At 74.2% G+C, this 26123-nt stretch carries 24 protein-coding genes; 11 read left to right on the top strand and 13 right to left on the bottom strand.

The annotated features are described in order from the left end of the window. Nucleotides 1-8: 8 nt before the first annotated feature. From HT134_RS02660 to HT134_RS02635, 6 genes are all read right to left on the bottom strand, one after another. Nucleotides 9-785, bottom strand: a complete 777-nt coding sequence (locus tag HT134_RS02660; RefSeq protein ID WP_175598631.1) for a class I SAM-dependent methyltransferase — start codon at nucleotides 783-785, stop codon at nucleotides 9-11. Between the two features lie 5 nt (nucleotides 786-790). Continuing rightward, entirely contained in the window at nucleotides 791-1774 is a 984-nt protein-coding gene (locus HT134_RS02655) for an aldo/keto reductase (protein ID WP_175598630.1), read from the bottom strand. Nucleotides 1775-1859: 85 nt separating this feature from the next. Continuing rightward, nucleotides 1860-2624: an SDR family NAD(P)-dependent oxidoreductase gene (locus tag HT134_RS02650; RefSeq protein ID WP_175598629.1), complete on the bottom strand. Its 765-nt coding sequence runs from the start codon at nucleotides 2622-2624 to the stop codon at nucleotides 1860-1862. A gap of 83 nt (nucleotides 2625-2707) precedes the next feature. Continuing rightward, nucleotides 2708-3916, bottom strand: coding sequence for an RNA polymerase sigma factor (locus HT134_RS02645; RefSeq protein ID WP_175600070.1), 1209 nt, complete (start codon nucleotides 3914-3916; stop codon nucleotides 2708-2710). Between the two features lie 65 nt (nucleotides 3917-3981). Continuing rightward, nucleotides 3982-4332: a YciI family protein gene (locus HT134_RS02640; protein WP_175598628.1), complete on the bottom strand. Its 351-nt coding sequence runs from the start codon at nucleotides 4330-4332 to the stop codon at nucleotides 3982-3984. A 97-nt stretch (nucleotides 4333-4429) separates the two neighbouring features. Next, a complete protein-coding gene (locus tag HT134_RS02635) occupies nucleotides 4430-4981 on the bottom strand; it encodes a GNAT family N-acetyltransferase (protein WP_175598627.1) in 552 nt (183 codons plus the stop codon). A 107-nt stretch (nucleotides 4982-5088) separates the two neighbouring features. Here HT134_RS02635 and HT134_RS02630 point away from each other — a divergent pair, with 107 nt between their 5' ends. Then, nucleotides 5089-5784, top strand: a complete 696-nt coding sequence (locus HT134_RS02630) for a TetR/AcrR family transcriptional regulator (protein ID WP_175598626.1) — start codon at nucleotides 5089-5091, stop codon at nucleotides 5782-5784. A gap of 66 nt (nucleotides 5785-5850) precedes the next feature. Here HT134_RS02630 and HT134_RS02625 read toward each other — a convergent pair whose 3' ends face one another. Continuing rightward, nucleotides 5851-6612, bottom strand: coding sequence for an alpha/beta fold hydrolase (locus HT134_RS02625; RefSeq protein WP_175598625.1), 762 nt, complete (start codon nucleotides 6610-6612; stop codon nucleotides 5851-5853). A gap of 71 nt (nucleotides 6613-6683) precedes the next feature. Between HT134_RS02625 and HT134_RS02620 the strand changes: the two genes are divergently transcribed. Then, nucleotides 6684-7220: a PadR family transcriptional regulator gene (locus HT134_RS02620; RefSeq protein WP_175598624.1), complete on the top strand. Its 537-nt coding sequence runs from the start codon at nucleotides 6684-6686 to the stop codon at nucleotides 7218-7220. A 110-nt stretch (nucleotides 7221-7330) separates the two neighbouring features. Further along, on the top strand, nucleotides 7331-8293 hold the full coding sequence (locus HT134_RS02615) for a helix-turn-helix domain-containing protein (RefSeq protein ID WP_175598623.1): 963 nt from the start codon (nucleotides 7331-7333) through the stop codon (nucleotides 8291-8293). 4 nt (nucleotides 8294-8297) lie between these two features. Here HT134_RS02615 and HT134_RS02610 read toward each other — a convergent pair whose 3' ends face one another. Next, entirely contained in the window at nucleotides 8298-11840 is a 3543-nt protein-coding gene (locus tag HT134_RS02610; protein WP_217707152.1) for a S8 family peptidase, read from the bottom strand. Between the two features lie 219 nt (nucleotides 11841-12059). Here HT134_RS02610 and HT134_RS02605 point away from each other — a divergent pair, with 219 nt between their 5' ends. The 3 genes from HT134_RS02605 (at nucleotide 12060) to HT134_RS02595 (ending at nucleotide 19183) form a co-directional block, all read left to right on the top strand. Then, the gene (locus HT134_RS02605; protein ID WP_246363520.1) at nucleotides 12060-12950 is read left to right on the top strand and encodes a TIGR03620 family F420-dependent LLM class oxidoreductase; all 891 of its coding nucleotides are present in this window, start codon (nucleotides 12060-12062) and stop codon (nucleotides 12948-12950) included. A gap of 242 nt (nucleotides 12951-13192) precedes the next feature. Next, nucleotides 13193-14512, top strand: a complete 1320-nt coding sequence (locus HT134_RS02600; protein WP_175598622.1) for a chymotrypsin family serine protease — start codon at nucleotides 13193-13195, stop codon at nucleotides 14510-14512. A 429-nt stretch (nucleotides 14513-14941) separates the two neighbouring features. After that, nucleotides 14942-19183 carry a hypothetical protein gene (locus HT134_RS02595; RefSeq protein ID WP_175598621.1) on the top strand — a complete coding sequence of 1414 codons (4242 nt, stop codon included), beginning with the start codon at nucleotides 14942-14944 and terminating at the stop codon, nucleotides 19181-19183. A 276-nt stretch (nucleotides 19184-19459) separates the two neighbouring features. On the opposite strand, the gene HT134_RS02590 is transcribed toward HT134_RS02595, so the two are convergent. Further along, on the bottom strand, nucleotides 19460-19900 hold the full coding sequence (locus HT134_RS02590) for a MarR family winged helix-turn-helix transcriptional regulator (protein ID WP_175598620.1): 441 nt from the start codon (nucleotides 19898-19900) through the stop codon (nucleotides 19460-19462). An 80-nt stretch (nucleotides 19901-19980) separates the two neighbouring features. On the opposite strand from HT134_RS02590, the gene HT134_RS02585 reads away from it, so the two are divergent. Next, the gene (locus tag HT134_RS02585) at nucleotides 19981-20394 is read left to right on the top strand and encodes an organic hydroperoxide resistance protein (protein ID WP_175598619.1); all 414 of its coding nucleotides are present in this window, start codon (nucleotides 19981-19983) and stop codon (nucleotides 20392-20394) included. A 92-nt stretch (nucleotides 20395-20486) separates the two neighbouring features. On the opposite strand, the gene HT134_RS02580 is transcribed toward HT134_RS02585, so the two are convergent. Next, nucleotides 20487-20762 (bottom strand): hypothetical protein, encoded by a 276-nt coding sequence (locus HT134_RS02580; protein ID WP_175598618.1) that lies wholly within the window; start codon nucleotides 20760-20762, stop codon nucleotides 20487-20489. A 123-nt stretch (nucleotides 20763-20885) separates the two neighbouring features. Between HT134_RS02580 and HT134_RS02575 the strand changes: the two genes are divergently transcribed. Then, entirely contained in the window at nucleotides 20886-21866 is a 981-nt protein-coding gene (locus HT134_RS02575; protein ID WP_175598617.1) for an acetylxylan esterase, read from the top strand. Between the two features lie 151 nt (nucleotides 21867-22017). Here the strand turns inward: HT134_RS02575 and HT134_RS02570 are convergent, their stop codons facing one another. Then, nucleotides 22018-22308: a Fe-S cluster assembly protein HesB gene (locus tag HT134_RS02570; protein ID WP_175598616.1), complete on the bottom strand. Its 291-nt coding sequence runs from the start codon at nucleotides 22306-22308 to the stop codon at nucleotides 22018-22020. A gap of 151 nt (nucleotides 22309-22459) precedes the next feature. Between HT134_RS02570 and HT134_RS02565 the strand changes: the two genes are divergently transcribed. Together HT134_RS02565 and HT134_RS02560 are read left to right on the top strand one after the other, a co-directional pair. After that, on the top strand, nucleotides 22460-23056 hold the full coding sequence (locus HT134_RS02565) for a TetR/AcrR family transcriptional regulator (protein WP_175598615.1): 597 nt from the start codon (nucleotides 22460-22462) through the stop codon (nucleotides 23054-23056). After that, nucleotides 23053-23532: a DUF6653 family protein gene (locus tag HT134_RS02560; RefSeq protein ID WP_175598614.1), complete on the top strand. Its 480-nt coding sequence runs from the start codon at nucleotides 23053-23055 to the stop codon at nucleotides 23530-23532. Before HT134_RS02565 ends, HT134_RS02560 begins: the two co-directional genes overlap by 4 nt. 16 nt (nucleotides 23533-23548) lie before the next feature. On the opposite strand, the gene HT134_RS02555 is transcribed toward HT134_RS02560, so the two are convergent. Both HT134_RS02555 and HT134_RS02550 read right to left on the bottom strand, forming a co-directional pair. Beyond that, entirely contained in the window at nucleotides 23549-24841 is a 1293-nt protein-coding gene (locus HT134_RS02555; protein ID WP_175598613.1) for an ArsB/NhaD family transporter, read from the bottom strand. After that, nucleotides 24838-25281 (bottom strand): CBS domain-containing protein, encoded by a 444-nt coding sequence (locus HT134_RS02550; RefSeq protein ID WP_175598612.1) that lies wholly within the window; start codon nucleotides 25279-25281, stop codon nucleotides 24838-24840. The genes HT134_RS02555 and HT134_RS02550 overlap by 4 nt, the downstream gene beginning before the upstream one ends. A 241-nt stretch (nucleotides 25282-25522) precedes the next feature. Between HT134_RS02550 and HT134_RS02545 the strand changes: the two genes are divergently transcribed. Then, nucleotides 25523-26023, top strand: coding sequence for a DUF5946 family protein (locus tag HT134_RS02545; protein ID WP_175598611.1), 501 nt, complete (start codon nucleotides 25523-25525; stop codon nucleotides 26021-26023). The last annotated feature ends 100 nt before the right edge of the window (nucleotides 26024-26123 follow it).

Genomic DNA, 26123 nt, shown 5'->3' with positions numbered 1-26123 from the left:
GAGCGCCGTCACGCCCGTACGGCGAGCACGTGGGTCAGGGCGGCCACCCGGCGGTACGGGTCGGTGGCGCCCGCCCGCTCCTCGCAGGCCAGCAGCGCGGCCAGCTCCGCCTCCCCGGGCACCTCGGCCTCGTCCGGCGCGGTGTCGGTGAACACCCGCACCCCGTACCACGCGGCCACGTCCAGCCCCCGCCCGGCGAGCGAGGCGGTCAGGACGTCCAGACGGTCGGCGCGCGCCGTCACGCCGATGCGGTTGCCGTACGACGGCTCCTCGAACGCCCGCCACGCCGCCGCCCAGTCGCCCGTCAGCCCCGGCCGCATCGCCAGCCCGTCACCGTTGCGGACCAGCAGCGACACGACGCCCCCTGGTCCCGGCAGCCGGGCGAGGTCGTCCAGCACCGGCTCGGGGTCGGCGAAGTACATCAGGACGCCGTGGCACAGCACCACGTCGAAGCTCCCCGGCTCGAACAGCGACGCGAGGTCCCGCACGTCGCCCTGGACGGTCCGCACGCGGCGCCGCGCCTCCTCCGGCTCGCCCGCCAGGGCGCGGCCGAGGTCGGCCAGGAGCGCGGGGGAGGAGTCCAGCCCCGTCACCTCGTGGCCGCGCCGCGCGAGACGCAGCGTCTGCGTCCCCTGCCCGCACCCCACGTCCAGGACGCGCAGCGGCGCCCGCCCGGGGAGGTGGGCCGTGAGCTGGCGGGTGACCAGCTCCTGCCGGACGACCTGCCGCAGCGTGCCCAGCCGCGCCCGCCACCGCCCCTCGCCCGCCGCGAAACCCGTCTCCATCGCGCTCACCAGCGGCCGGCCACTTCGGGGGCGATCAGCTCGTCGTAGACCTCCCGCACGACGCGCAGCGACTCCGGCGGCAGCGGGGCCAGCCCGGCCGCCGCCGCGTTGGCGCGGGCCTGCTCCGGGTTGCGGGCGCCCGGGATGACCACGCTCACCCCCGGCTGGTCGGCGATCCAGCGCAGCGCGAACTGCGCCATCGTCACCCCCTCCGGCACCAGCGGCGCGAGCCGCCGCACCGCCTCCAGCCCGGTCGCGAAGTCCACGCCGGAGAAGGTCTCGCCGACGTCGAACGCCTCGCCGCGGCGGTTGAAGGTGCGATGGTCGTCCGCGGCGAACGTGGTGCGCTCGTCGTACTTGCCGGACAGCAGGCCGCTGGCCAGCGGCACCCGCGCGATGACGCCCACCCCCGCCGCGCGGGCCGCGGGCAGCACCTCCTCCAGCGGGCCGAGCCGCAGCATGTTGAGGATGATCTGCACGGTCGCCACGCCCGGCCGGGCGATCGCCGTCAGCGCCTCCTCGCGGGTCTCCACGCTCACCCCGTACGCGGCGATCCGCTCCTCGGCGACCAGCGTGTCGAGCGCGTCGAACACCTCGTCGGAGGAGTAGACCGGCGTGGGCGGGCAGTGCAGCTGCACCAGGTCGAGCACGTCCACGCCGAGGTTGGCGCGGGAGCGGTCGGTCCAGGCGCGGAAGTTGTCCAGTGTGTAGGCGGCGGGCTCCTGGGGGACGCGGCGGCCCATCTTGGTGGCCACGGTGACCTCGCCGGCGGGCCGCGTCCTGAGGAAGCGGCCGACCAGGCGCTCGCTCAGCCCGTCGCCGTAGACGTCGGCGGTGTCGACGAACGTCACCCCGGCGTCGGCCGCGGCGGTGAGCGTGGCCAGGGCGTCGTCCTCGGGGACGTCGCCCCAGTCGGCGCCGAGCTGCCAGGCGCCCAGCCCGACGACTCCCACCCGGCGGCCGGTCCGGCCGAGAACTCGCTGCTCCATGGTGTGCTCCCCGTCCCGGCGCCGTTGGTGTGTGTGAACGCTAACAGCCGGTACGGGCGCGTCGCGACCCGCCCCGCCAAGCGGCTCAGTTGGGCGGGTCGAAGCGGCCGTCCACGGCCGTCCAGCCGCCGTCCACGTACAGCACGGACCCGGTGACGAAGCTCGCCGCGTCGCTCGCCAGGTACACCACCGCCCCGGCCATCTCCTCGGCCCGCGCCCACCGGCCGAGCGCGCTCTTGGCCGCGTACGCGTCGTACCAGGCGGGGCTCTCCTTGATCTGCCGCGTCAGCGGCGTCTCCACCACGCCGGGCGCGACCGCGTTGACCCGCACCCCGTACGGGCCGAACTCGGCGGCGGCGGTGCGCAGGAGCTGCACCAGGCCCGCCTTCGTGGCCGAGTAGACGCTCTGCCCCGGCTCGGTGACCGATGCCCGGATCGACGCGAAGCCGACGATGGAGCCGCGCCGCCGCTCCACCATCCCGGCCCCGAAGGCGCGCACCACGTCGAACGAGGCCCGCAGGTTGAGGTCCACGACCCGGGCGAACTCCTCGCCGGAGTAGTCCAGCAGCCGCTTGCGGACGTTGGTGGCGGCGGTGAACACCAGCACGTCCGCCGGCTCCGCGCCCGCCGCCTCCCGGACCGCCTCGGTGTCGAGCACGTCGAGCAGCCGGGCCCGGCCGCCGGCCCGCGCCGCGGTCTCCTCGGCGGCGGGCAGGTCGCGGTCCGCGCACACCACCTCGGCGCCGTGCGCGGCCAGGGCCAGCGCCGCCTCCCGCCCGATGCCGCTCCCGGCCCCGATCACCACAGCCCGCCGCCCGTCCAGGCGGAACAACGCGTCGTATCCCGTCATAGGAGGAACCCTAGCGACTGGTCTGACCAGTACACCAGGTGTACGGGGATGGAGTCTCCGCCGAACCGGTACGCGCGAGACGGCTACCGCTGATCCGCGCGCCGGGCCTTCCGCTCGGCGCGGCGCAGGAAGGCCTGCTCGGCGGCGTTGGCGGTGCGGGCGATCGCCGCCTCGTACGCCCGCGCCGCCTCCGCGTCACGTCCGAGGCGGCTCAGCAGGTCGGCGCGGACGGCGTGGAAGAGGTGGTAACCGGCCAGGTCCAGACCGTCGACCAGGGCGAGAGCCGCCCGCGGGCCGTCGGTCTCGGCCACCGCGACGGCCCGGTTCAGCGCCACGACCGGCGACGGCGCGACCACCATGAGCTGGTCGTACAACTGCACGATCTGCCCCCAGTCGGTCTCCGCCGCCGTGCGCGCGTCGCCGTGCACCGCGTTGATCGCCGCCTGGATCTGGTACGGTCCCGGCCGGCCGCGGCGCAGGCACCGGCGCACCAGCGCGTGCCCCTCGGCGATCAGCTCCCGGTCCCACAGCGTGCGGTCCTGTTCCGGCAGCGGCACGAGGTCGCCGCCGGGCGTGGTGCGCGCGGCGCGGCGCGCGTCCACGAGCAGCATCAGCGCGAGCAGCCCGAGCGCCTCGGGCTCGTCGGGCATCAGCTCGGCCAGCAGCCGCCCCAGCCGCACCGCCTCCGCGCACAGGTCGTCGCGGACGAGCCGGTCGCCGGCGGCCGCGGTGTGGCCCTCGGTGAAGATCAGGTAGATGACGGCGAGCACGGAGCGGAGCCGGTCGGGCAGGTCGGCCTCGCGCGGCACGCGGTACGGGATCCGCGCGTCCCGGATCTTGGCCTTGGCCCGGACCAGCCGCTGCGCCATGGCCTGCTCGCTCACCAGGAACGCGCGGGCGATCTCGGCGGTGCCGAGCCCGCCCAGCAGCCGCAGGGTCAGGGCCACCTGGGCGTTCACGGCCAGGGCGGGATGACAGCAGGTGAAGATCAGCCGGAGCCGGTCGTCGTGCACGGGGCCCTCCTCGACGGGGGAACCGGGGTCGTCCCAGGCGTGCAGCAGGGCCGCGGCGGCGTGCCGGCCGGCCCGCGACGACTCGCGGCGCAGGCGGTCGATCGCCCGGTTGCGGGCGGTCGTGATGATCCACCCCGCCGGGCTCGGCGGCGTGCCCTCGGCCGGCCAGCGCTCCAGCGCCACGGCGAAGGCGTCCTGTACGGCCTCCTCGGCCAGCTCGATGTCGCCGAAGTGCCGGACCAACACGGCCACCGCCCGGGCGTACTCCCGCCGGAACACGCCCTCGACGTCCACGTCCGGGTGCCGGTCCGGGCCGCCGGGCGCGGGCGGCGGCCCGGCGCCGGTCAGGGCAGTTCCTTGAACGGCCGCACCTCGACGGGGAGCCCGCTGGCCGCCGAGATCCTGCGCGCCCACTCCAGCGCGCCGTCCAGGTCGTCGGCCTGGACGATCACGAGCCCGCCGACGTGCTCCTTGCCCTCGGTGAACGGGCCGTCGGTCAGGAGTGTGTCGCCGTCGCGCACCTGGACCACGGTGGAACTGCCGGCGGGGTGCAGGCCTCCGTTGAACACCCACGCGCCCGCCTCCCGCATCTCCCGGTCGACGGCCGCCAGCTCCCTCATGATGGGGTCCAGCACCTCGGGCGGCGGCGGGTCGCCGTCGGGCTGGTACAGGTTGAGCAGGTACTGCTGCCGCATCGGTGCTCTCCTCGCTGTCGTGGCCGGCGTCGTCGCCGTCCTCTCATCCTCCACACGAACGGGAGCTCGCGGGATCGACACCCGGCGGCGCCGGAATTCACGGTTCGTTCGCCGTCCTCGCCTCCCACTCGGCCCGCAGCATCTCGTACTCGACCACGCCGTGCTCCGCCCCGTCGGCCGGGTGCGGCCGGTCCTGGAGATCCGTCCGGACGAAGCGCAGGCCGCACCTCTCCATCACCGCCCGGGAAGCGTGGTTCACGGTCAGCGTCCGGGCGAACACCCGGCGGGCCCCCAGCTCGCCGAACGCCTTGCCGATCAGCGCCAGCGAGCCCTCCGTCGCGTACCCCCTGCGCCATGACGCCCTGCGCAGCCGGTAGCCCAGCTCGGGCTCCGCGGGGTCGCCGTCACGGGCGGGCCGCAGGTGGAACCAGCCGACGAACTCGCCCGTGTCGCGTTCGATCGCCGCGAAGAAGCCCGAGCGGATGAACGCCGGCAGGGTCTCGCCCGTGATCACCTCGCGCGGGACCGGCCTGCCGCCGTTGAGGTGACGCATCACCTCGGGATCGTTGTGCAGCTCGAACAGCAGGTCGGCGTCGTCCTCGGTGAAGCGGCGCAGGAGCAGCCGGTCGGTCGTGAGATAGATGTCCACGGGTGAACGCTAGCCAGCCGCCCGCGCCCGCCTCGACAGGTTTCCCTCCGCCTGTGGTTGCATGCGGGGGACCGCCGAGGAGGGCGGACCTTCCGGAAGGGGGCGGGGTGGGCAGGCGCACGCAGGCCGAGCGGACGCGGGCCACCACCGGTGAGCTGGTGGAGGCGGCCAGGCTGCTGTTCGGACGCGACGGGTACACCGCCACGTCCATCGACGACGTGGCGCGGGCGGGGGGCCTGACCAAGGGCGCGGTGTATCACCACTTCGCCGGCAAGGCCGACCTGTTCCGCGCGGTCTTCGTCCGGCAGCAGGAGCGCCTGACCACCGTGATCGCCGAGGCCGCCCTCCGCCCCGCGGCCGTCGCGGAGAGCGTGGGAGGCGCGGAGAGCGCCGTGAGCGCCGTGAGCGCGGAGATCGCGGAGGGCGGGGAGGGCGGGGAGGGCGGGGAGGGTGCGGATCCGCTGGCGGCCGTGCGGCGCGGCGCCCGCGCGTTCCTGCTGGCCTGCGCCGAGCCGGAGACGCGGCGGATCGTCCTGCTGGACGGGCCGGCCGTGCTGGGCTGGGACGAGGTGCGGCGGATCGAGTACGGGCACACGCTGCGGCTGCTGCGCGAGGGGCTCGCCGCCGCGGCGGAAGCCGGCCGGATCGAGCCCGGCGACGTGACGGTGCGGGCGCATCTGGTCTTCGGGGCGCTGTGCGAGGGCGCCATGCTCGTGGCCCGCGCCGCGGACCCCGGCACGGCCCTCACCGAGGTCCTCGCCCGGGCGGACGCCCTCGTCGCCTCCCTCGCCTCCCGTCCCTGACCCCGTCCCTGATTCCGCCCCTGATTCCGTCCCGCCGCTGAACGCGCGAGGCCGGGGCCGGCGGGGTCAGGGCAGCAGCGCGGCGACCGCGCGGGCGAAGCCCTCAGGGTTGTCGAGCATGATGTTGTGGCCCGCGTCCGCGACCTCCACGAGCCGCACGCCCGCGGCGGCGAGGTCGCCGGCCGCCGCCGGGGCCGCGCCCTGCGGGTACAGGTAGGCGCGCGGGATCGGCAGGGACACGAGCAGCTCGCGCATGGCCGGGTCCGTGCCCTTCGCCAGGCTCGTCGCCGTGCGGTGCAGCCCGCGGCGGTCGGCCAGCCGCATGGTCGCCCACCAGTGCGGCCCCACCCGCTCGCGGACCTCCTGCCAGCCGTGGCGGACGAAGTCGTCCTCCGTGTAGCTCGCGATGCCGCTGCCGCCCGGCTTGACGAGCGCGGGAGGGTACGGGTCGAGGTTGGCGTCGACGAGGACCAGCCGGCCGGCCAGCCCGGGATGGCGGGCGGCCAGCGCGATGGCCACCGCGCCGCCCATGCTGTGGGCGACCAGGGACGCCCCCTCCGCTCCCGCCTCGCGCAGCACCGCGGCCAGCGTGTCGGCGTGGGCCTCCAGTGTGTACGCGAAGTCGGCGGGCCGGTCGCTGACGCCGAAGCCGAGCAGGTCCACGAGCAGGGAGCGGCGGCCCCTCAGCAGCGGATGGGCGGCCGCCGCCGCGTAGTAGGGGGCCGAGGCCGCTCCCAGCCCGTGGACGTACACGACGGCCGGGCTCGCGCCCGGCAGCTCGACCCAGCGCATCCGGGCGCCGCTCGGATGGACGATCGCGTCCCGCATGGGTGACCTCCTGCTGCTCGCGTTCATACATCGGAACCGAGATATCTCGGTGTCGATGTAGAGTAGAGCACATGCTGGAGTTGGCGATACTCGGGTTCCTCAAGGACGGGCCGTCGCACGGTTACGACCTGCGCACGAAGGTGGCCGCGCTGACCGGCCACGTCCGCCCGGTGGCGGACGGCACGCTCTACCCGGCGATCAAGCGGATGGCCGGCGCCGGGTGGCTCACCCGCAAGGACGAGCCCGGCGCCGCCGCGGCGCCGCGCCGCGTCCTCTACCTGACCGAGGCGGGCGAGCGCGAGCTGGAGCGGCGGCTGCGGCACCCCGATCCGCTCGACCTCAGCGACGAGAACCGCTGGTTCACGCTGCTCGCCTTCCTGCGCCACCTGGACGACCCCGCCGCCCAGGCCGAGGTGCTGCGCCGGCGGCTGGCCTTCCTGGAGCAGCCGGCGAGCTTCTTCTACGACGGCGACCGGCCGATGCGGGCCGAGGAGTTCGGCGACCCGTTCCGGCAGGGGCTGCTGAGCATCGCCCGGGCCACCAGCCGGGCGGAGCTGGCGTGGCTGCGCGCCACCATCGACTCCCTCGACCGGGGCGACGCGCCCTGACGGCCACGTCGCCGCCGTGGCCGGCGCATCCGCCGGCACCGGCCCGGCCATCACCCGGCGGCTCCTCCCTACAATGGCCGGGTGAATCGGGATCGGGTCGTGAGCGGCACGTGCTGAGCGCGGCGGGGCTGGGCGCGGAGGAGGAAGCCGCCTACCGGCTGCTGGTCAGGACCACCGAGGCCGAGCCCGACGCCCTGGCCGAGGAGCTGGGCGTGGCGGCCGAGGTCGCGCGGCAGACGCTCGGCTCGCTGCTGGCAAAAGGACTGGCGCGCGCCGTGCCGGGAGATCCCGGCCGGTTCACGGCGGTCGCGCCCGACGTCGCGCTCGCGCCCCGGCTGCACCGGCGGCAGGCCGAGGTCGACCGGGCACGGCATGCCATGGAGCAGCTCACGGGGGAGTACCTCGCGCACGCGCGGCGCCGCGAGGCGGCGCAGCTCATCGAGGTGATCACCAGCCGCACGGCGCTGCGCGAGCAGCTCCGGCTGCTGCAGGACGGCGCCCGGCACGAGGTGCTCAGCCTGTGCCGGGCCGGGCACGTGGCGATGAGCTCGCAGGAGAACACCGAGGAGCTCGCGGCGCTGCGGCGCGGCGTCGGCTTCCGCGTCATCTATGAAGGGGCGTTGCTGGAGGAACCCGGCATGCTGGTCAACCTCGCCGAGGGCATCACGCTGGGGGAGCAGGCTCGCGCGCTGCCCGCCCTGCCGGTGCGGATGCTCATCGCGGACGGCGAGCTCGGGGTGCTCCCGCTCATCCAGCACACCGACGGCCTGACCCAGCTCACCGCCGCGCTGATCAGGCCCAGCAGCCTGCTCGACGCCCTCAAGGCCCTGTTCGAGAGCCTGTGGGAGCGGGCCACGCCGGTCAGCCTCACCAGCCCGGGCAGTCCGCTCGACACCGACCACCTCTACCTGCTGTCGCTGCTGGTCGCGGGCGTTCCGGACAAGTCGATCGCCACCCAGCTGAAGATCTCGCAGCGTACGGTGCAGCGCCGGATCGCCTACCTGATGGAGCGGGCGGGTGCGCAGACCCGGATGCAACTGGCCTGGCACGCCGCCCGCGAGAACTGGCTCTGACCGATCAGAAGGCCCTGATCACCGTCTGCCGGACCGTGTTGCCGGCCGAGTCGGTGGCGGTGACCCGCAGCGACGGGTGCGGGCGCAGGACGAGCGCGCTGTAGCGTCCGCCGCCGAGCGCGACCACCGGCTGCCTGCCCCACGTCGCGCCGTCGTCGTACGACAGCTCCAGCTTCAGGTCCTTCGCGCGCGCCCCGCTCACACCCTCCTGGTGCCGTACGGCGAAGCCCACCAGGCCGGGGCGCTCCGGGCGTACGTCATAGTCGACCTGCAGCAGCGGCAGCACCTGATCGCCCGGCTTGGAGCGGAACGTCCAGGCCGTCTCGGTCGCGGTCGCCGTGGTCCACTCCTCCGAGGTGCGCCTGGTGGACAGCTCCAGCCGGTAGGCGGCCTCCTGCGGCGAGGCGGGGAACGCGCCCCAGGCGGCGTCGCGCTCGGCCACCAGCGTGCCGTCGCGGAACAACCGGGCCGACGCGGTGTCGTTGTCCACGCCCGCGCGGGAGACGTGACCGGAGGAGTCCACGAACTCGGGAATCCGGATCTCCATCGTGTCGCCCTCGCGGGTGGAGGGCTTGAGCCAGGCGGGGATCGCCGGGCGGACCACCGGGGCGTGCCAGCTCTCGCCGGTCCGCGTGCCGGGCCGGTAGGTGCGCGGCTGCTCGGTCATGCCGTCGAGCAGCCGGCCCATCTCGTCCCAGACGTACTGGTGGTTGACGAGGTGCTGCCAGAAGGAGCCGTCGGCGCTGACGTACTCGGCGCGGCGCAGCGGGGTCTTCACGATCCGCTGGGTCTCCATCTGCTGGCCGAGCGCGTACGACTGCCAGGGGCGCCAGCCGAAGCGCTGCTCCTTGGCCCAGGCGAACCCCCCGTTGTCGGTATATGTCGTGTCAACGCGTGCGGTGTTGCTGTCGTTCACCTCATGCACGATGCTGTCCGGCACGCGGCCGTCGGAGACCTGCATGACGTCGTAGAGGTAGGGCGAGTTCATCAGCCCGGTGACCTCCAGCTTGGCGTCGCCCTTCGTCATCCGCTCCAGCAGGCGCTGACCGTCGTCGTTCGCGACCACCAGCGCCGGGATGGGCAGGTCGGCGCCGACCGGCTTCCAGTCGTGCCCGAACGCGTCGTCGGGGGACAGCACCAGGATCACGGCGACCGCTCCCGCCTTGATCGCGGCCGCGGACGGGTCGGCCCAGTCGATGTCCTCGCTGCGGATGACCGCGGCCTTGCCCCTGGACCCGGCCGCCCCGTCGGCGAGCCGCCACAGGTGCCGCCCCTCCACGCCCGGCGACCCGCCCAGGAACCCCATCGGGTACGGCTGCCCCGCACCGGGCACGCGGGCGGTGAGCTTCGGCGCGACGAGCTGCCAGCGCGACGCGAACTCGAACGAGCCGTCCCGCACCGGCTGGGTCGGTGAGACGTTGAGCCCCTCGATGACGTCGAAGTTCATGACGCCCTGGGAGATCTTGCGCGAGCCGAACGCGCGATGGGTGAAGTAGGTGTAGATGCCCACCTGTTCGGCGGGCTCCCTGGTCCTGATGGTCACCGGGGTGGTCCTGCGGAAGTCGAGCACCACGTCCAGGTCGCGGTCGACCTTGAGCTCGGGGATGACGACCATGCCGTCACGCGGGTGCGTCCGGCCCCAGCCGCCGCCCAGGTTGAGCGACTGCGTCATGTAGGTGCCCTCGGACACCTCCACGGTCAGCCCTTCCTGGGGCAGCCAGGTGAAGAGGTCGTCCTGCTGCGACGCGCCGAACATCGACAGCGTGTCGGCGCTGGTCGGCTTGCCCGCGGCGTCGAGGGCGGTGAAGCGGACCGTGTGCTGCGGTCCCTTCCAGGTCAGCGCCAGCGTGGTGTGCACCTGCTCCGCCCCCGCCGTGGCGGTGACGAGCCCGCCGTACCGGCCGAAGGAGAGCCCGGCCAGGTCCACCGTGACCTTGACGTCGGCGGTGCCGCCCGCCGGGACCGTCACGGTCCGGGCGCTCAGCTCGGCCTTGTCGAGGCCGGCGGCCAGCTCCAGCGTGACGGGGGTGGCCGTGCCGTTGGTGTAGGTGATGGTGCCCTCGGCCGTGGCCGCGCCCTCGTCCTGCTGGTGCTTGCCGAGGTCGACCACGCCGGTGGCGGTCACGCCCTGGCGCACCGCGCGGGCCACGTCCAGGCGGCCGGCGCCGGCGTCGTCGATCCGCTGGCCCGGGACGGGCTTGGCCGAGCCGATCAGCGCGTCCTTGATCTGCTTCGCCGTCCAGCCGGGGTGGCGCTGCTTGACGATCGCGGCGGCCCCCGCCACGTGCGGCGTGGCCATCGAGGTGCCGGAGGCGGCCGTGTAACGCTCGTCGACCGGCTCGCCCATGGCGGTGCCCGCCGCGCGGGCCGCGACGATGGCCACGCCGGGGGCGGTGAGGTCGGGCTTGGGCGCGTCGTCCAGGCGCGGGCCCCGGCTGGAGAACTCCGCGAGCGCGTCCTTGCCGTCGACCGCGCCGACGGTCAGCGCCGACGTCGCCGCGCCCGGAGTGCCGATGGAGTAGGCCGAGCCGTCGTTGCCCGCCGCGACCACGAACAGGGCGCCGGTGCGCTCGGTGAGGGTGTCGACGGCGACGCTGAGCGGGTCGGTGCCGTCGCTGGCGCCGCCGCCGAGGCTCATGTTGATCACCGACGCGCCTTCTGCGGCGGCCCACTCCATGCCCTCGATGACGCCGGACAGGGTGCCCGAGCCGTCGTCGCCGAGCACCTTGCCGACCATCAGCTCGGCACCGGGCGCGACGCCCTTCCTGCCGTCGCCGCCGGCGATGGTGGCGGCCACGTGCGTGCCGTGCCCGTTGCCGTCCCGCACGCTCGGCTCGCCGGTGAACACCTTGGTCTGCTTGACGCGTCCGGCCAGGTCGGGGTGGGTGGCGTCGACGCCGGTGTCCAGCACGGCGACCTTGACGCCCTTGCCGTCGAACCCGGCCTGCCACGCCTCCGGCGCGCCCACCTGCGGCACGCTGTGGTCGAGCGTGGCCTTGACCTTGGCGTCCAGCCAGATCTTCGTCACGCCCTGCGCCAGCGTGGCCCGCGGCTCGTCGAGCGACTTCCACAGCCGGCCGATCGTGCGCTTGTCGGCGGCGACGACCCGGCCGTTGACGCTCTCCAGCTCGGGCCCGGTCGCGCTCTTCGGCGCGGCGCCGTCGTAGAGGAACAGCAGCGGCAGCTTGTCCGTCCGCGCGTCGTCGTACCCCTGGGCGATCAGCCGGGTGACCGAGAACAGGCCGGGGTCCAGCCGCCTGGCCGCCAGGAAGGGGACGATGTCGCTGGGCAGCACCCGCAGCTCGCCGTTCTCCTCGGTGGTGGTGAACGCCATCCGCTCACGGCCCGGCCCCGGCTTCACCTCGACCGCGTGCCTTCCCGGTCCGGCCTGCCTGACGGTCACCACGTCGCCGGTGATCAGCGTGACCCGGTGGACGCTCCCGTCGGCGGGCTCGCCGGCGGGCTCGGCGGCGGCCGCGGGTAACGGGGAGCTCAGCAGGGCGGCGGTGGTGACTCCTGCCACCGTCACATGGACGGACCAGTGCATGGGGGGCCAAACCTCTCGTAGCGGTAACCAGTGGACACGAGAGTGGGTGATGGGGTGATCGGCACACCAGGTGTCTCAGGTGCCGTTTGTCTGCCATGTCGTGATTGCGACACCGGGGCGCGAGGCGATGTGACTGTTCATATCGAATTTCTGCGATACTTCGATATGTGGATGCCGCGAAGGCCGGCTCCACGTCGTCGCCGTTCGGCAGGAGGAGACATGGGCGCGATCGACGGGATGGACCTGGGCCGCTTCGGGGTCTGGACGTTCGACTTCGAGGACCAGCCGGCGAGCATGATGCGGGAGTCCGTCCAGGAGCTGGAGGAGCTCGGCTGGCCGGCGATCTGGATCCCGGAGCGCGACGGGCGCGAGGCGCTGACGCACGCCGGGTTCCTGCTGGCGAGCACCGAGCGCATGACGGTCGTCAACGGCATCGCGCGGATCGGCTCGCGCGGGCCGCGCTGGACCAGGGGCGCGGCGCTGCTCCTCGCCGACGCCTACCCCGACCGGCACGTGCTCGGACTCGGTGTCGGCGGCGCCCCCACGGCCCGGCCGCTACGGGAGATGAGCGACTACCTGGACGAGATGGACGCCACCACGAGCGCGAACCCCCTGCCCCGGGCGCCGATGCGGCGGCTGCTGGCCGGGTACGGGCCGAAGATGCTGGAGCTCGCCCGCGACCGGGCCCACGGCGCTCACACGTACCACGTGACGGTGAGCCACACGGCGCAGGCCCGCGAGGTGCTGGGGGAGCGGCCGTTCCTCGGCGTCGAGCAGGCGGTCCTGTTCGAGACCGACCCCGCCAGGGCACGCGCGATCGCGCGCGAGCACCTGTACGGGTACTTCACGTCCCCGTACAACGTGGCCAAGTTCCTGCGGCTCGGCTACACCGAGGCCGACCTCGACGGCGGCCGGGGCAGCGACCGGCTCGTCGACGACCTGGTGTACTGGGGCGACCTCGACACGATCGTCCGCAGGCTGCACGACCACCTCGACGCGGGGGCGGACCACGTCGGCGTCCAGGTGCTCGGCGTCGAGCCGGGGCGGACGGCCATGCCGCAGTGGCGGCGCCTGGCCGAAGCGCTGGCGCCCCAGCGGGCCGCCCGGTAGCGAGCGGGCTTCCGGCCCGCACTCCACGGCGTGGCGGTCGGCACGGCGGCTGCGGGGGAGGCGTACCTCCACTCAGACCTCACGGCGGGACGTAGATCTCACGACAGAGGACGATATGTCACTATCGCTGACGCTGTGAGGTGAACCGTTTGTGAACCGCCACCTGCGATGATCTTGCCGCGTTCGTCCCGCACGAGGGACGCCTTCGTCCCGCACGAGGGACATGGAGAAAGGACCGGCACGTGGTCAGGAAGTTACTCGGGGTCGCGGTCGCGGCCACCGTCGCGATGTCCGTAGCCCCCTCCGTCGCGTACGGCGCCACCGCGCAGTCCGGGGCGGCCGGGCGCGGCGACACCCCGAAGCCCGCGGCCGTCGCGCAGGACGGCACCACGGACGTGCCCGAGGAGAGCGGCCCGGAGGAGACGGCGGAGGACACGGCCGGCGTCGGCGACGTCGACGCCGCCGAGATGGAGGACCTCCAGCAGGCCGCCACCGAGGAGGGCATCACCCTGGAGGAGGCCATCGCCCGCTACGGCTGGCAGGACGACTTCGTCAGGGTCGCCAACGAGGCGCGGGACTCCTTCCCCGACACCTACGCCGGAGCGGTGATCGCCGAGGACGGTTCGAGCGCCTCCATCGCCTTCAAGGGCGAGGCGCCCGCGACGGTGACGAATCTCGCCAAGACCGTGCGCCACCCCGTGAAGGTCTTCGGCGGCCGGCCGTACTCCGAGGAGGAGCTGCGGCAGGCGCTCAGGACCACGCACTACGAGATCCTCGCCCGCCCCGGCGTCGCCACCAGCGCCGGCGAGTACGACGTCGAGACCGGCGTCGTCACCATCGAGGCGCAGCCGAAGGAGCCGATCACCGACCCGGCGGCCAAGGAGCGCTTCCGCGCCGCGCTCCAGCCCGCCCGGCTGGCGACCGCCAACCCCGCCATCAAGGTCGACATCGAGGTCGCCGACCAGGTGGAGTCCCAGCCGCAGGCGTACCTCCGCGGCGGCGGCCTGCTGAACACGACGGGCGCCGAAACGGTCTGCACCACAGGGTTCACCGTCAAGAAGGGCAGCACGACCGGGATCTCCACGGCGTCGCACTGCAGCGACGACTCGAAGCTGCGCTACCACAACCACGACACGAACGAGTACACCATCGTCACCCGCAAGGGCCGTCACAGCGGCGGCCACGGCGACGTGGCCTGGTATTCGCGCGGCAGCTACACGGCGGCGAAGACCTTCTACTACAACAAGGGCAAGACCCGGTACGTGGACGAGACGCGCTGGGCCGTGCAGGGCGTGCGCCTGTCGAACTACGGCCGGACGAGCGGCTACAAGTCCAGCGCCAAGATCTACCGGATCAACCTGTGCGTCGACCGGGAATGCGACCTGGTCGCCATGGACAAGATGGTCACCAAGGGCGGGGACAGCGGCGGCCCCTGGTTCAACGGCACCTCCGCGTACGGCATCCACAAGGGGTGGGTCAAGCTCGGCGGGAAGAAGCGCTCGGTGTACAGCGAGGTGCGGTACCTGCCGCAGGCGCTCGGCGTCACGGTCCTGGAGCGCTGACCCGCCACCCGCATTCATGATCACTACCTGGAGCCCCATGTCGGATCCGAATTGACGACTAGTGAGGGAATGTGGTCGGGTCGTAACTCTTGTTAGAGATGTGATGATTGAGACCGCTTCGGGGGTAAGCGTTAGATGTCGCGGTATCCACGGCACGCGTTCGCGCGCGTGCTCGCCTCCGCGTCCTTGGCCGGTGCCGTACTGACGGCGGGTTCCCCAGCGGCGGAACCCGCGTCGGCCGCGGGGCCGGCGGGCGCGGCGGCGATGGATGGCGCGGCGCCCCACCCGATGCGGGGTACCGTCCGGGCGGCGCAAGTCTCCGGCGCCGCCCGGACGGGACATTCCGCCGCCTCCGCCGCCTTCGGCGCCCCGACGGCGCGTTCCTCCGCCTCCGCCTCCGCCGCGGTCGCCGGGGCGAAGGTGCGGGCGGTGCCGTCCGTCCGCCGGCCCGCTCCCGCCACCGTGAACGTCCCCATGGAGCCCTCGCCCGCCCTCCGCCAGGCCGGAGGCCGGCCCGACGGCCCCGCCGCGCCGGAGATCACCGTTCCGGCGGGTTCGCGGCTGGTGAGCGAGGTCGAGCGTGAGGCGTCCCGGCTGGTCGGAGCCAAGGGCCCCGACGTGCGGTCCGTGCTCCCCGACACGAAGGACGCCCGTCCCCTGACGCTGAAGAGCCCGCCGGCCGCCCTGTCCCGCGCCCTCGCCGACACCCTCACGGGGGCGCTCGGCGGAGGGGGAGGCGGCGCGGTGGGAAGCGGAACGGGAGGAGCCGGCTCTGCGGCCGAGGCGACGCCCGGGTTGACGTATCGGCTGTGCGTGGAGAGCGCCGAGGTGCCGGTCTCCTGCTCGGCCGTCCGGCCCGTGGCGGTGCCCGTGGCGGCCGACGTGACCGGCGACGGCCTCCCCGACCTGGCCGCCGACCTGGTGCCCGCCGCCCGTCCTCAGGAGGGCGCCGTGGGGCTCGCGTTCGCCGTGCGGCGGCTCCCCGGCGCACCGGAGAAGGCAGGGACGGCGGGGAAGGCGGGGAAGCTGAGGGCGCGCGTGTGGGCGGAGTACGACGGGCGCGTCTCGGTCGGGTTCGACGGGCTCCGGAAGGGGGCGTCCCTGTCGGCGGCCGACCGCGGGACGTTCACGGTGGACCTGTCCGGCAAGCAGGTACGGGCCGAGGTCAGGCGGACGGACCCGGGCGCGTCCGCGGCCGTCATCGCCGGTCTCACCGGTCGTACCGCGGTGAGCCTCACCCAGACGCCCGCGACCGGCCGCCTCACCGTGGACGCCGCGCTCGGCACTCCCGCGCTGGAGGTCTCCGCGTCCGCCCCCGCCCGGGTGGACGCCGTGGCCGTGGACGGCGGCAGGTACGTCCGCGCGGTGCTCGACCGCATGCCGACCCGCGCCCGGGTCGAGCTGGCCCGGCGTGACGGGGCCGCCCGGCTGCGCTTCTCCGGGTCGAGCCCGGCCGGGCGGGCCGAGCTGCGCAGCTACTCCTACCGCGACGGCCGCCTCTCCCGGGCGATGAGCGCGGAGCTGCGCGACGTCCCGCGGGCGCTGTCGGCCTCGTACGACACCGACCAGGGACGCCACACGCTGGAGGTGACGTCCGGCGGGGGCCGGGCGGGCTCGGCCGAGCTGGTCTGCTTCGACCGGGACGCCGCCGAGACCGTGCTGCGGGCCGAGCTGGCCGGGCTGCCGGCCAAGGTGCGCCTGGAGACCGACCCGGCCGCGCGCCGGGTCACCGAGACGTCGGCTTCGGCGATCGGCAGGCTCGCCGTGGTGCTCCAGCGGGGCGGCGGCGCGGTCTCCAGCCCGCGCGGCGGTCACGTCACCATGATCAAGAACGGGGCCGCGCTGGGCGTCTCGGCGCTGCTGACCGGGGTGTCCGGGCTCGACGTGACGTACGGGGCCACGCCCCGCGCCAGCCTGAAGGGCGCCCCGGGACGGTCGTTCGTCGCCGCGGCGAGCCTCGACGGCACACGCCTGGCCCGCATGGAGCTGTCCAACACCCCCGGCGACGTGGACGTGACCCTCGCACCGGCCGCCCGCAAGGCCGTCTACCGGGGGACGGGCGTGATCCGCGAGGCCCGGGTCGCGTACACGGACCTGAAGCAGGGCCCGACCCTCGACGCCACCGTGTTCGGGATGCGCGGAGAGGTGGCGGCGTCGTGGACGCTGGGGGAGAGGTCCGAGGTCGAGGTCACGGGGAGCTCCCTGCTGCCCCGGGTCCTGTTGTACGCCGCCAGAGGACCGGCCGCCCCCGGGACATCCGGGGCCGACGCCTCGAAGGGAGCCGCCGCCCCCGCCTCCGGGGCCGTGAGCGACGGCGGCAAGGGCGACGACGTGCGGGCGGAGATCTCGGGCGCGGGGCGGCGCGTGCGGCTGGTGGCCGACACCGCGGACCGCACCCTCACCTGGACGTCCGACCGGCCCGTAGCCTCCGTCGCGGCGCTGGCGCGCGCCCAGGTGGACGGCCGGTACGTCAGGGCCTCCGCCCGCGTCACCGGCGTGCCGGCCGGCTTCGACGCCTCCTGGGCTCCCGGGGCGTACCGGTTCCGTGGCCTGTCGGGGCCGGTGGGGTCGGCGGAGCTGGCCTTCGCCAACCACGACGGCGTCCGCGTGCCCACGGGACCGCACCTGGCGGCCCACTACGACGAGGCCACCGGCGACCTGGACGCGAGCGTGCGCGTCACGGGCCTGAGGAGCGTGGACTTCACCCCGGAGGAGGCGGGCTTCACGGCCGGGCTGGGGGCGGCGCGGCAGCGGCTGGCGCTCGACGCCGACGTCACGCGGGGCGACCTGCGGTTCGGGCTGCTGGGACACGTCGGCCCCCTGCCGGGACGGCTGTCCGTCACGTCCGCGAACGGGGTGATCACCTACACCGGCGGCCCGGCCGACTCCCGCGACAACACCGGCGGCGCCGAAACGGGCACGGGCACGGGGGCAGGAAAGGCCACGGGGACAGGCACGGGGACAGGCACGCGCACGGGGAAGGGCGCGCGGACGAAGGAGGGCGCCGGCGCCGGGCTGGACCTGCGGGCGCGGGCCTGGGCGGGCAAGGCGGGCGCTCTGCGCGGCATGGCCGCCGCCCCCGCCGTGAGCGGCGGCGTCTCGCTGGTCGACGGCCGTTGCGACCCCGGAACGCCCGGCTGCCAGGAGGGGGCGTTCTGCGTCGCCGGGCGCGGCTGCTTCGGCGTCCAGGCGTACGTGGACCTGAACGGGCTGCCGGATCGCGTCACCCTGGACCCGGCGCGGAGGGCGGTCACGTTCGACGGCTTCCGGCCGCGGGGCGGCGGCCTCGACGTCTACCTCGCCAGCTCCGTCCTCGCGCCCGTCCCGGTGCAGGCGCGCGCCACGCTCACCGGCCTGCCGCGCACCGTGACGAGCATGGCGATCGGGCCGTTCGAGGTGGGCGGGCACGGCGTCGTACGCGCCGCGTACCGGGTGCGTCCGGCCGTGACGCTGGGGTCGCTCACCGTCCACGCCGAGGCGGGCGGCGTGCGCGGGCGGCTGGCGGTCGACCCGGTGCCCGCGGCGCTGGACGTCCAGGGCACGTACGGGGCGCGCACCCGCGTCCGGGTCACCGACTCCGCGCCGGTCAGGAGGCTCAGCGCGGCGGTCACCGTGCCGGGGGCGGGCAGCGGCGAGCTGGAGCTGGGCGACGTTCCGGCCGTCTTCGGGCTGGACACCGACGCGTCCGGCGGCGCCCTGCGCGTCCCCGCCCTGACCTACAAGGCCGTCCCCGCCCCCGGGGGCGGGACAGGACAGGACGCGGTCGGGAAGACGGGCCGTGCCGCGGGCAAGGAGTTGAACGGCCTCGACGGGCGGCTGGCCGTGGAGGGCGGGCTCGTTGACCCGAGCGGGCGGCTCGGCGGCGTGGCGCTCTCCGTCACCGACCTGGCCGCCGACACCACCATCCGCCCCGGGCCCGGCGGTCAGGGCGCCGACCTCATGTCCAGGCCCGTGCCCACCGGACGGCTCGCGGTGCGCGCCGGGCTGACCATCGACCCGGTCGCCCGCCAGCGCCTCGCCGTCGCCAAGGACGTCCCGTACACGACCGGCTTCCTGTCCTACCGGGTCAGCGGCGAGTTCGGGCTGGAGCGCAGCGCGGTCGAGGACGTCTCGATCGCGGCGCGCCGCGTGTCGTGGCTGCGGGTGCGGCCGGGCAGGGTGCCGTTCGGGCTGAAGGCGCCGGCCGCGGCCGGTTACCTCGCGCCGGGCTTCGAGGGCGCATACGACCGGCTGGACATCGCGGCCAAGGGCGTGGACCTGCGGCCCGACGTACGGCTGGACGTGCGGCTGAGCCGCAAGGTCGGCGCCGACGTCTTCCACGACTCGGTGCGGCTGGGCCGCGCCACCTCCCTGGCGCTGCGCCGCTACGACCAGCGGATGCGGCGCATCGGCGCCCGGCAGTCGATCAGCGCCGCCGGGGTGCGGCTGGCGTGCCTGACGGTGGACGCCCGGCCGGGGTTCGCGGCAGGGCGCGAGGGCGACTCCATCACGCTGCGCGGCGCGGACGGGCCGCAGATGGTGTCGCTGCTCGACCCGGGCGGCCAGGTGCCGGACTACGCGGTGGACCTGCTGACGCACTTCATGTCGCCGTTCCCGGACGCCGGCTGGAAGGTGTCCGGGGTCAAGGCGGGCCACTGCGCCGCCCCCTCCACCAGGCCGGACACCCGCTGACCGCCCCTCTGATCGCGTGCCGGTCAGGGACGGATGGCCGACTCGGGCGGGCGAGCGGGTCAGGGAGCGGGTGGCCGACTCTGGCGGGCGAGCGGGTCAGGGATGGGTGGCCGACTCCGGCGGGCGAGCGGGTCAGGGATGGGTGGGCGGCTCCGTGAGGAAGCGGGTCAGGGATGGGTGGGCGGCTCCGTGAGGAAGCGGGTCAGGGATGGGTGGGCGGCTCCCTGAGGAAGCGGGTCAGGGGGCGGATGGCCGACGCCGTGAGAGAGCAGCGGGTCAGGGGCGGGTGGCCGACTCGGTGAGGGAGCGGGTCAGGCGGCCCAGGGTCCGGTGCAGGTCGGCCAGCTCCTCCGGCCCCATCCCGGACGCCTCCATGATGCGCCGGGGCAGCGGCTCGGCCCGCTCCCGCAGCAGCGCCCCCTCCGGCGTCAGCCGTACCAGCACCGATCGCTCGTCGCCCGGGTCGCGCTCGCGGCGCACGAGCCCGGCCGCCTCCAGGCGCTTGAGCAGCGGCGACAGCGTGCCGGAGTCGAGCCGCAGCGCGACGCCGAGGTCCTTGACCGACACCTGGCCCCGCTCCCACAGCACCAGCATCACGAGGTACTGCGGGTAGGTCAGCCCGAGCGCCGCCAGCTCGCGCCGGTAGACCGCGTCGAGGGCGCGTGAGGCGGCGTGCACGGCGAAGCACACCTGGTCGTCGAGGCGGAGGGCGTTCATGCCCCCATGCTATCCGATTTGACTGGCATCAATTCAATTGTGCACAATCGAGTTGTCCTCAACCGAAAAGGAGCGCAGCCATGAGCGTCCTCTACACCGCGATCGCCACCGCCACCGGCCGCGACGGCCGTGCCGTCACCTCCGACGGCAGGCTCGACGTGGCCCTCGCCCCGCCCAAGGAGATGGGCGGCACCGGCACCGGCACCAACCCCGAGCAGCTCTTCGCCGCCGGCTACGCCGCCTGCTTCGCCAGCGCGCTCGGAGTCGTGGCCAGGCGGGCCAAGGCCGACGTGTCGGAGGCGTCCGTCACCGCGGAGGTCGGCATCGGCCCGGACGGCGACGGCGGCTTCGCCCTGTCGGTCGTGCTCCGGGTCGAGCTGCCCGACCACCTCCAGGGGGAGGAGGGGCGCGCCCTGGTGGAGGCCGCCCACCAGGTGTGCCCGTACTCCAACGCGACCCGCGGCAACATCCCGGTCGAGCTCGTCGTCGAGTGACCCGGGACGCCGGAGGGCTGGCGCCGGGGTCATGCAGGGCGCCGGGGGCCTGGCGCCGGGTCAGGTCAGGGCGCCGGCGGCCTGGCGCCGGATCACGTCAGGGCGTCGCCCAGCCGGATGACGGTCAGGCCCGGCCGCCGCACCAGCTCGCGCACCGTCCAGAGCTCCTCGTCGACCACCGTCCCGTCCAGCCGCATCCGGGCGCCGACCCGCAGCACCGGCCGTTCCGTGTCGTCGCGCACGAGCCGCGCCCGCGCCTCGGTGTCGTCGGTGAACAGCAGCAGGAAGTCGCTCGGGTCGACCGGCGCCTCCATGGCCAGGCCGGGGTGGAGGCGGGGGTGCGCGATCTTGACCAGGTGATCGTTCATTCCGTCGCACCTACCCGGGAAGGGCTCGGGAACGCTTTTCCCGCCTCCGGGATAGCGCTTACCTGGCCGGATGCGGTGAAATGGCCTCGCCCCTGTTCCCTGGTCCCCAGGTTGGAGATCTTCGTGGCCCTGTTCGACCTGCCGCTTGAGCAGCTCCGCACGTATCGCCCCGAGCGCGACGAGCCCGCCGACTTCGCGGACTTCTGGACGCGCACGCTGGAGGAGGCCCGCGGCTTCGACCTCGCGCCGGAGTTCACGCGCTACGACCTGCCGTTCGCCTCCGTGGACGTGTACGACGTGTCGTTCGCCGGCTGGGGCGGCCACCGGATCAGCGGCTGGTTCATCACCCCGCGCGACGCGGAGGGCCCGCTTCCCTGCGTGATGCACTACATCGGCTACAGCGGCGGGCGCGGCTTCCCGCACGACCACCTCATGTGGCCGGCCGCCGGGTACGCGGTGTTCGTCATGGAGACCCGCGGCCACGGCGGCGCCAGCGTCGGGCACCCGGGCGCCACCGGCGACCCCCACGGCGCCACGCACCCGCACGCCCCCGGCATGATGACCAAGGGCATCCTCGACCCGGAGGAGTACTACTACCGGCGGGTCTTCACCGACGCCGTGCGCGCCGTCGAGGCGGCCGCCACGCACCCGGCCGTGGACGCGGACCGGATCATCGTCTCGGGCGGCAGCCAGGGCGGCGGCATCGCCCAGGCCACGGCCGCCCTGTGCCCGTCGGTCGCGGGGGCGCTCATCGACGTGCCGTTCCTGACCCACTTCCGCCGGGCCGTCGAGATCACCGACCGCGACCCGTACCAGGAGATCGTGCGCTTCCTCGCCAGTCGCCGCGGCGACGAGGAGCAGGTCTTCCGCACCCTGGGCTACTTCGACGGCCTGCACTTCGCCGCCCGCGGCCAGGTCCCCGCCCTGTACTCGGTGGCGCTGATGGACGACGTCTGCCCGCCGTCCACGGTCTTCGCCGCCTACAACCACTGGCAGGGGCCCAAGGAGATCACGGTCTGGGCGTGGAACGGGCACGAGGGCGGCCAGGGCTTCCAGCGCGAGGAGCAGCTCCGCTACGTCCACAAGCTCCTCTCCGGCGCCTGACCCCGTCCGCCTCGGGCTCCTGGTCCCGGGACGTCTCGGGCTCCTGGTCCCGGGACGTCTCCGGCTTCTGGTCCCGGAACGCCGCCGGCCCGGTACGGGTGAACGTACCGGGCCGGTGGGCGGGTCCGGGCGCGGCCGGACCCGTGCGAGGTCAGGTGGTGGTCTGGTCGGTCACCAGGAACGACACGGCGCCCTTCTCGTCGGCCCCCGCGTCCAGCGACTTGTCGTCGAGCACGGTCGCCGCGACCGGGTCGAGATAGACGCGCGCCCCCTGCTCCTCGACGACGGCGTCGGTCGGCTCCGGCTGGCTGGCCAGCGAAAGGGTGAGCGTGCCCGTGTCCTGCCCCTGCGACGCGATGCGGACGCCGCTCTGCGACGGCTCGGGCGTGGACGCCGTGAGGTCGCGGATGGCCTGGGCAGCGTTTTCTGTCAGGGTGAGCACTAGGCCCCTCCTTGTGGTTGACGTGCAGGAATGTCGTGCCATGCCCGCATGTCATGCCCTCAACCCTCCTTTCACATGATTTTTCGGGTTCTGGGGGGCGAGCTGGTGTTAGGCTATGACCCAATATCCGATCCGGTCATAGGTGGACAGCATGGCTGTGGCCTTCACCGCCGAGGACAGGGAACGCATCACCGCCTCCCTCCTCGACACCGCGGAGCAGCTCTTCGCGACCCAGGGGCTGAAGAAGACGTCGCTGGAGGAGCTCGTCGCGCCCTCCGGCATCGCCAAGGGCAGCTTCTACGCGTTCTACGACTCGAAGGAGGCCCTCTACAAGGACGTGATGATCCGCAGGGCGCCGCTCGTCGGCAGGCGGCTGGCCGAGGCGCTGAGCCGGCCGCCCAGCACCGAGGCGCTGGCCGCGCTCATGCGGGCGGCGACCGAGGTGCTGACCGGCGATCCGTTCTACCGGCGCCTGCTCACCCACCCCGACGAGCTGGCGGCGGTCGCCCGCCGGGTGGGGCCCGAGGAGATCGCCCGCGTCACCCCGCACCTGGTGCAGCCGCTGATCCGCTACTTCGCCCAGGGCCAGGCCGACGGCGTGATCGTTCCCGGCGTGCCGCCCGAGATCCTCGTGGGCGTCGTCCGCACGGCCGGGCTCGTCGTCGTCAACCGCGACCGGTTCGGCGCCGACTACGAGCAGGTGCTGGACGCCACCATCGACGCGCTGGCGAGGGGGCTCACCGCATGAGCGTGCTGAAGAGATACGCCGCCGCCGCCGGCATGACCGACGAGGCGTGGAAGCGCCACGCCAACCCGTGGAGCGTCTGGACCCGGTTCGCGGCCATCCCGCTCATGATCCTGGCCGTCTGGAGCCGGGCGTGGGTCGGCTGGTGGTGCCTGGCCGGGGTGGCGCTGGTCGTCGTGTGGCTGGTGGCCAACCCGCACGTCTTCCCCGCCGTCGAGCGTCCCGAGAGCTGGGCCGCCAAGGGCATCTACGGCGAGAAGCTGTGGCTGTACGACCGGTCACTCGTCGACGGCGACCACCGCAGGGTGCAGCGGCTGCTGGTCGCCGTCGGCGTCACCGGGTTCGCCCTGCTGGTCTGGGGGCTCGTCGCGCTGCAGGTCTGGCCGACGGTCTTCGGCGCCACGCTCGTGGTGCTCGGCCAGCTCTGGCGCATCGACCGCCTCGGCCAGCTCTACGAGCGGCACCGCGCCGCCGGCTGAGCGGACCCGCCGGGCGTCAGAGCAGGTAGCGCAGCCACAGGTACGGCGTCGCCAGCGCGACCGTGGTGACCGTCGCGACCAGGCCGTACCGGGTGAACCCCCAGAAGCTGATCGGAGTCCCGTTGCGGGCGGCGATGCCGATCACCACGACGTTGGCCGCCGCGCCGACCGCCGTGGCGTTCCCGCCGAGGTCGGCGCCGAGCGCGAGCGCCCACCACAGCGCCCGCGCGTGCTCGCCGCCCCCGGCGGCCTGCACGAGCTGCTCGACGATGGGGCTCATGGTGGCGACGTACGGGATGTTGTCCACGATGGCCGACAGCCCGGCCGAGCCCCACAGCATCGCCATCACGGTGGCCTCCGGCCGCCCCTCGGCCGCGCCGGCCGCGGCCCGCGCCACCTCGCCGATGACACCGGTGTGGACCAGCGCGCCGACCATGACGAACAACCCGGCGAAGAACACCAGCGTCGGCCACTCGACCTCGGCGATCGCCTCCTCCGTGGTGATCTCCGTGAGGGCGACCAGCGCCCCGGCGCCCAGCAGCGCCACGACCGAGGGCTCGTAGTGCAGCACCGGGTGCAGCACGAACGCCGCCATGACCAGCGCCAGCACGGTCAGGCTCTGCCACAGCAGCCGCCGGTCGGCGATGGCCTCCCGCTCGTTCAGCGCCATGATCTCGGCGGCCCGGCCGGGGTCGTAGCGGAACGCGTCGCGGAACAGCACCCGGCACAGCAGCGCGAACGCCGCCACCAGCACCACGACCAGCGGCGTCAGGTGGACGAGGAAGTCGTTGAAGGTCAGGCCGGCCCGGCTGGCGATGATGATGTTCGGCGGGTCGCCGACGAGCGTTGCGGTGCCGCCGATGTTGGAGGCCATGGCCTCGGCGATGAGGTACGGCGCCACCGGCAGCGCCAGCCGCTCGCACACCAGAAACGTCACGGGCGCGACGAGCAGCACGGTCGTCACGTTGTCGAGCAGCGCCGACGCCGACGCGGTGATCACCACGAGCAGCACCATGAGCCGGTACGGCCGGCCCCGGGCGCGCTTGGCGGCCCAGATGGCGAGGTACTCGAACACGCCGGTCCGCTTCAGCACCCCCACGATGATCATCATGCCGAGCAGCAGGAAGACGACGTTCCAGTCGATGCCGGTGCGCTCGGAGAAGAACGCCGGCCCGGCGGCGGTGGCGTGGATCACCAGCATGATCGCCGCCCCGCCCAGCGCCGCGGCGACGCGGTGCACCTTCTCCGTCGCGATCAGCGCGTACGCGCCGAGGAAGGCGGCGACCGCCAGCCACGCGGTGAGCGTCACTGCTCGACCAGCCGGTCCACCAGCGCCTGGAGCGTCACGGCGCCCCGCAGCCCGCCCGCGTCGACCACGGCCACGAGCGGGCTGTGGGTGCGCGCCATCAGCGCGGCCAGCTCCAGCACCGTCGCGTCCGGGTCGGCGACCGGCAGCTCGCGCGGGCGGGGCGGCATCGCCTCGCGTACCGTACGGCCGGAGATCGAGCGCATGAACACGTCGGCGTGCGCCTCGTCCACCACCCGCGCCAGCGCCGGATCGTCGAGGCAGTAACCCGGAACGGCCAGCCGCAGCACCTGGGTGCCGGGCAGGATCCCGGCGGGGAGCCCGCGCTCGTCCACCACGATCAGGCCCGGCAGGTCGTGCTCGGCCAGCAGCCGGGCGGCGTCGGCCACCGGGGTGTCGAGGCCCACGGTGGGGAAGTCGGCGACGAGGTCACGGGCACGCATGGCGGCTCTCCCGGGGCATGACGACAGGACCGCCGACCAGCCTTCCCGGCACACCGTGGATCAACCTATCGTCCCGCCTCCAAGATCAGAAGTGCGTGTCCCCGGCTGCGGCGGCGGTTCGACCCTCACGTCGCGTGAGGCCGTAACGTCTCGTCAGGCGCGGCGCCGGGCCGGAAGCCGGTGGCGGGCCGGAAGACGGTGGCGCGCCGGGACGTCGTGGTGACCGGAGGAGGGCACGAGGGTGAGCGCGGTGATCTGTCCCGGGTGCGGGCTGGAGGCCCCGGCCGGGGGAGGGGTGCGGCCCGACGGATACGGTGCGTCGGCGGAGTGCTGGGAGCGCTACGGAGAGCTGCTGGCCCGCTCGTACGGCATCGCGGAGTATCGCCCCGTCCACCAGCTCGTGGTGGACGCGTACGTCGCCCAGCACCCCGGGGGCGACGGCCGCCGGGAGGTCCAGCGCATGGCGTTGTGCCTGATGACGCTGTGCCTGTTCGTCGAGGACGGCGCCGACCCGCGTGAGGGCCCGGCGCTGCACAAGCGGATGATGGCCGGCCGCCCGGACTACTTCCACCCGCTGCGGCCGCCGCGGCTGCACGGCCTGATGACCGTCGCCGACGTGCTGGCCGCCCGGGACCCGGCCGAGCACCGGCGCCTCGTCCGGGAGTGGGGCCGCGACGTGTGGCGCGCCTGGGAGCCCTGCCACGCCACGATCCGCGCCTGGAACGCCCGCGCCCTGTCCTGACCCGCCCTGCTCCGGGATCCGCCCTGCTCCGGGAGCCGCCCTGCTCCGGGAGCCGCCCCGCGCCCTGTCCTCACCGGCCTCACGCCAGGGACCCGCCGCA

It is taken from the genome of Nonomuraea rhodomycinica (assembly GCF_013363995.1).
GTDB lineage: Bacteria > Actinomycetota > Actinomycetes > Streptosporangiales > Streptosporangiaceae > Nonomuraea > Nonomuraea rhodomycinica.
This window is presented reverse-complemented; position numbering and strand designations above follow the sequence as displayed.

Excerpts from the sequence above, each read along its gene's own strand:
- HT134_RS02660 (WP_175598631.1), bottom strand. The coding sequence starts at position 785 with ATGGAGACGGGTTTCGCGGCGGGCGAGGGGCGGTGGCGGGCGCGGCTG.
- HT134_RS02655 (WP_175598630.1), bottom strand. The coding sequence starts at position 1,774 with ATGGAGCAGCGAGTTCTCGGCCGGACCGGCCGCCGGGTGGGAGTCGTC.
- HT134_RS02650 (WP_175598629.1), bottom strand. The coding sequence starts at position 2,624 with ATGACGGGATACGACGCGTTGTTCCGCCTGGACGGGCGGCGGGCTGTG.
- HT134_RS02640 (WP_175598628.1), bottom strand. The coding sequence starts at position 4,332 with ATGCGGCAGCAGTACCTGCTCAACCTGTACCAGCCCGACGGCGACCCG.
- HT134_RS02625 (WP_175598625.1), bottom strand. The coding sequence starts at position 6,612 with ATGCGGGACGCGATCGTCCATCCGAGCGGCGCCCGGATGCGCTGGGTC.
- HT134_RS02620 (WP_175598624.1), top strand. The coding sequence starts at position 6,684 with ATGCTGGAGTTGGCGATACTCGGGTTCCTCAAGGACGGGCCGTCGCAC.
- HT134_RS02610 (WP_217707152.1), bottom strand. The coding sequence starts at position 11,840 with ATGCACTGGTCCGTCCATGTGACGGTGGCAGGAGTCACCACCGCCGCC.
- HT134_RS02605 (WP_246363520.1), top strand. The coding sequence starts at position 12,060 with ATGGGCGCGATCGACGGGATGGACCTGGGCCGCTTCGGGGTCTGGACG.
- HT134_RS02590 (WP_175598620.1), bottom strand. The coding sequence starts at position 19,900 with ATGAACGCCCTCCGCCTCGACGACCAGGTGTGCTTCGCCGTGCACGCC.
- HT134_RS02585 (WP_175598619.1), top strand. The coding sequence starts at position 19,981 with ATGAGCGTCCTCTACACCGCGATCGCCACCGCCACCGGCCGCGACGGC.
- HT134_RS02580 (WP_175598618.1), bottom strand. The coding sequence starts at position 20,762 with ATGAACGATCACCTGGTCAAGATCGCGCACCCCCGCCTCCACCCCGGC.
- HT134_RS02565 (WP_175598615.1), top strand. The coding sequence starts at position 22,460 with ATGGCTGTGGCCTTCACCGCCGAGGACAGGGAACGCATCACCGCCTCC.
- HT134_RS02560 (WP_175598614.1), top strand. The coding sequence starts at position 23,053 with ATGAGCGTGCTGAAGAGATACGCCGCCGCCGCCGGCATGACCGACGAG.
- HT134_RS02550 (WP_175598612.1), bottom strand. The coding sequence starts at position 25,281 with ATGCGTGCCCGTGACCTCGTCGCCGACTTCCCCACCGTGGGCCTCGAC.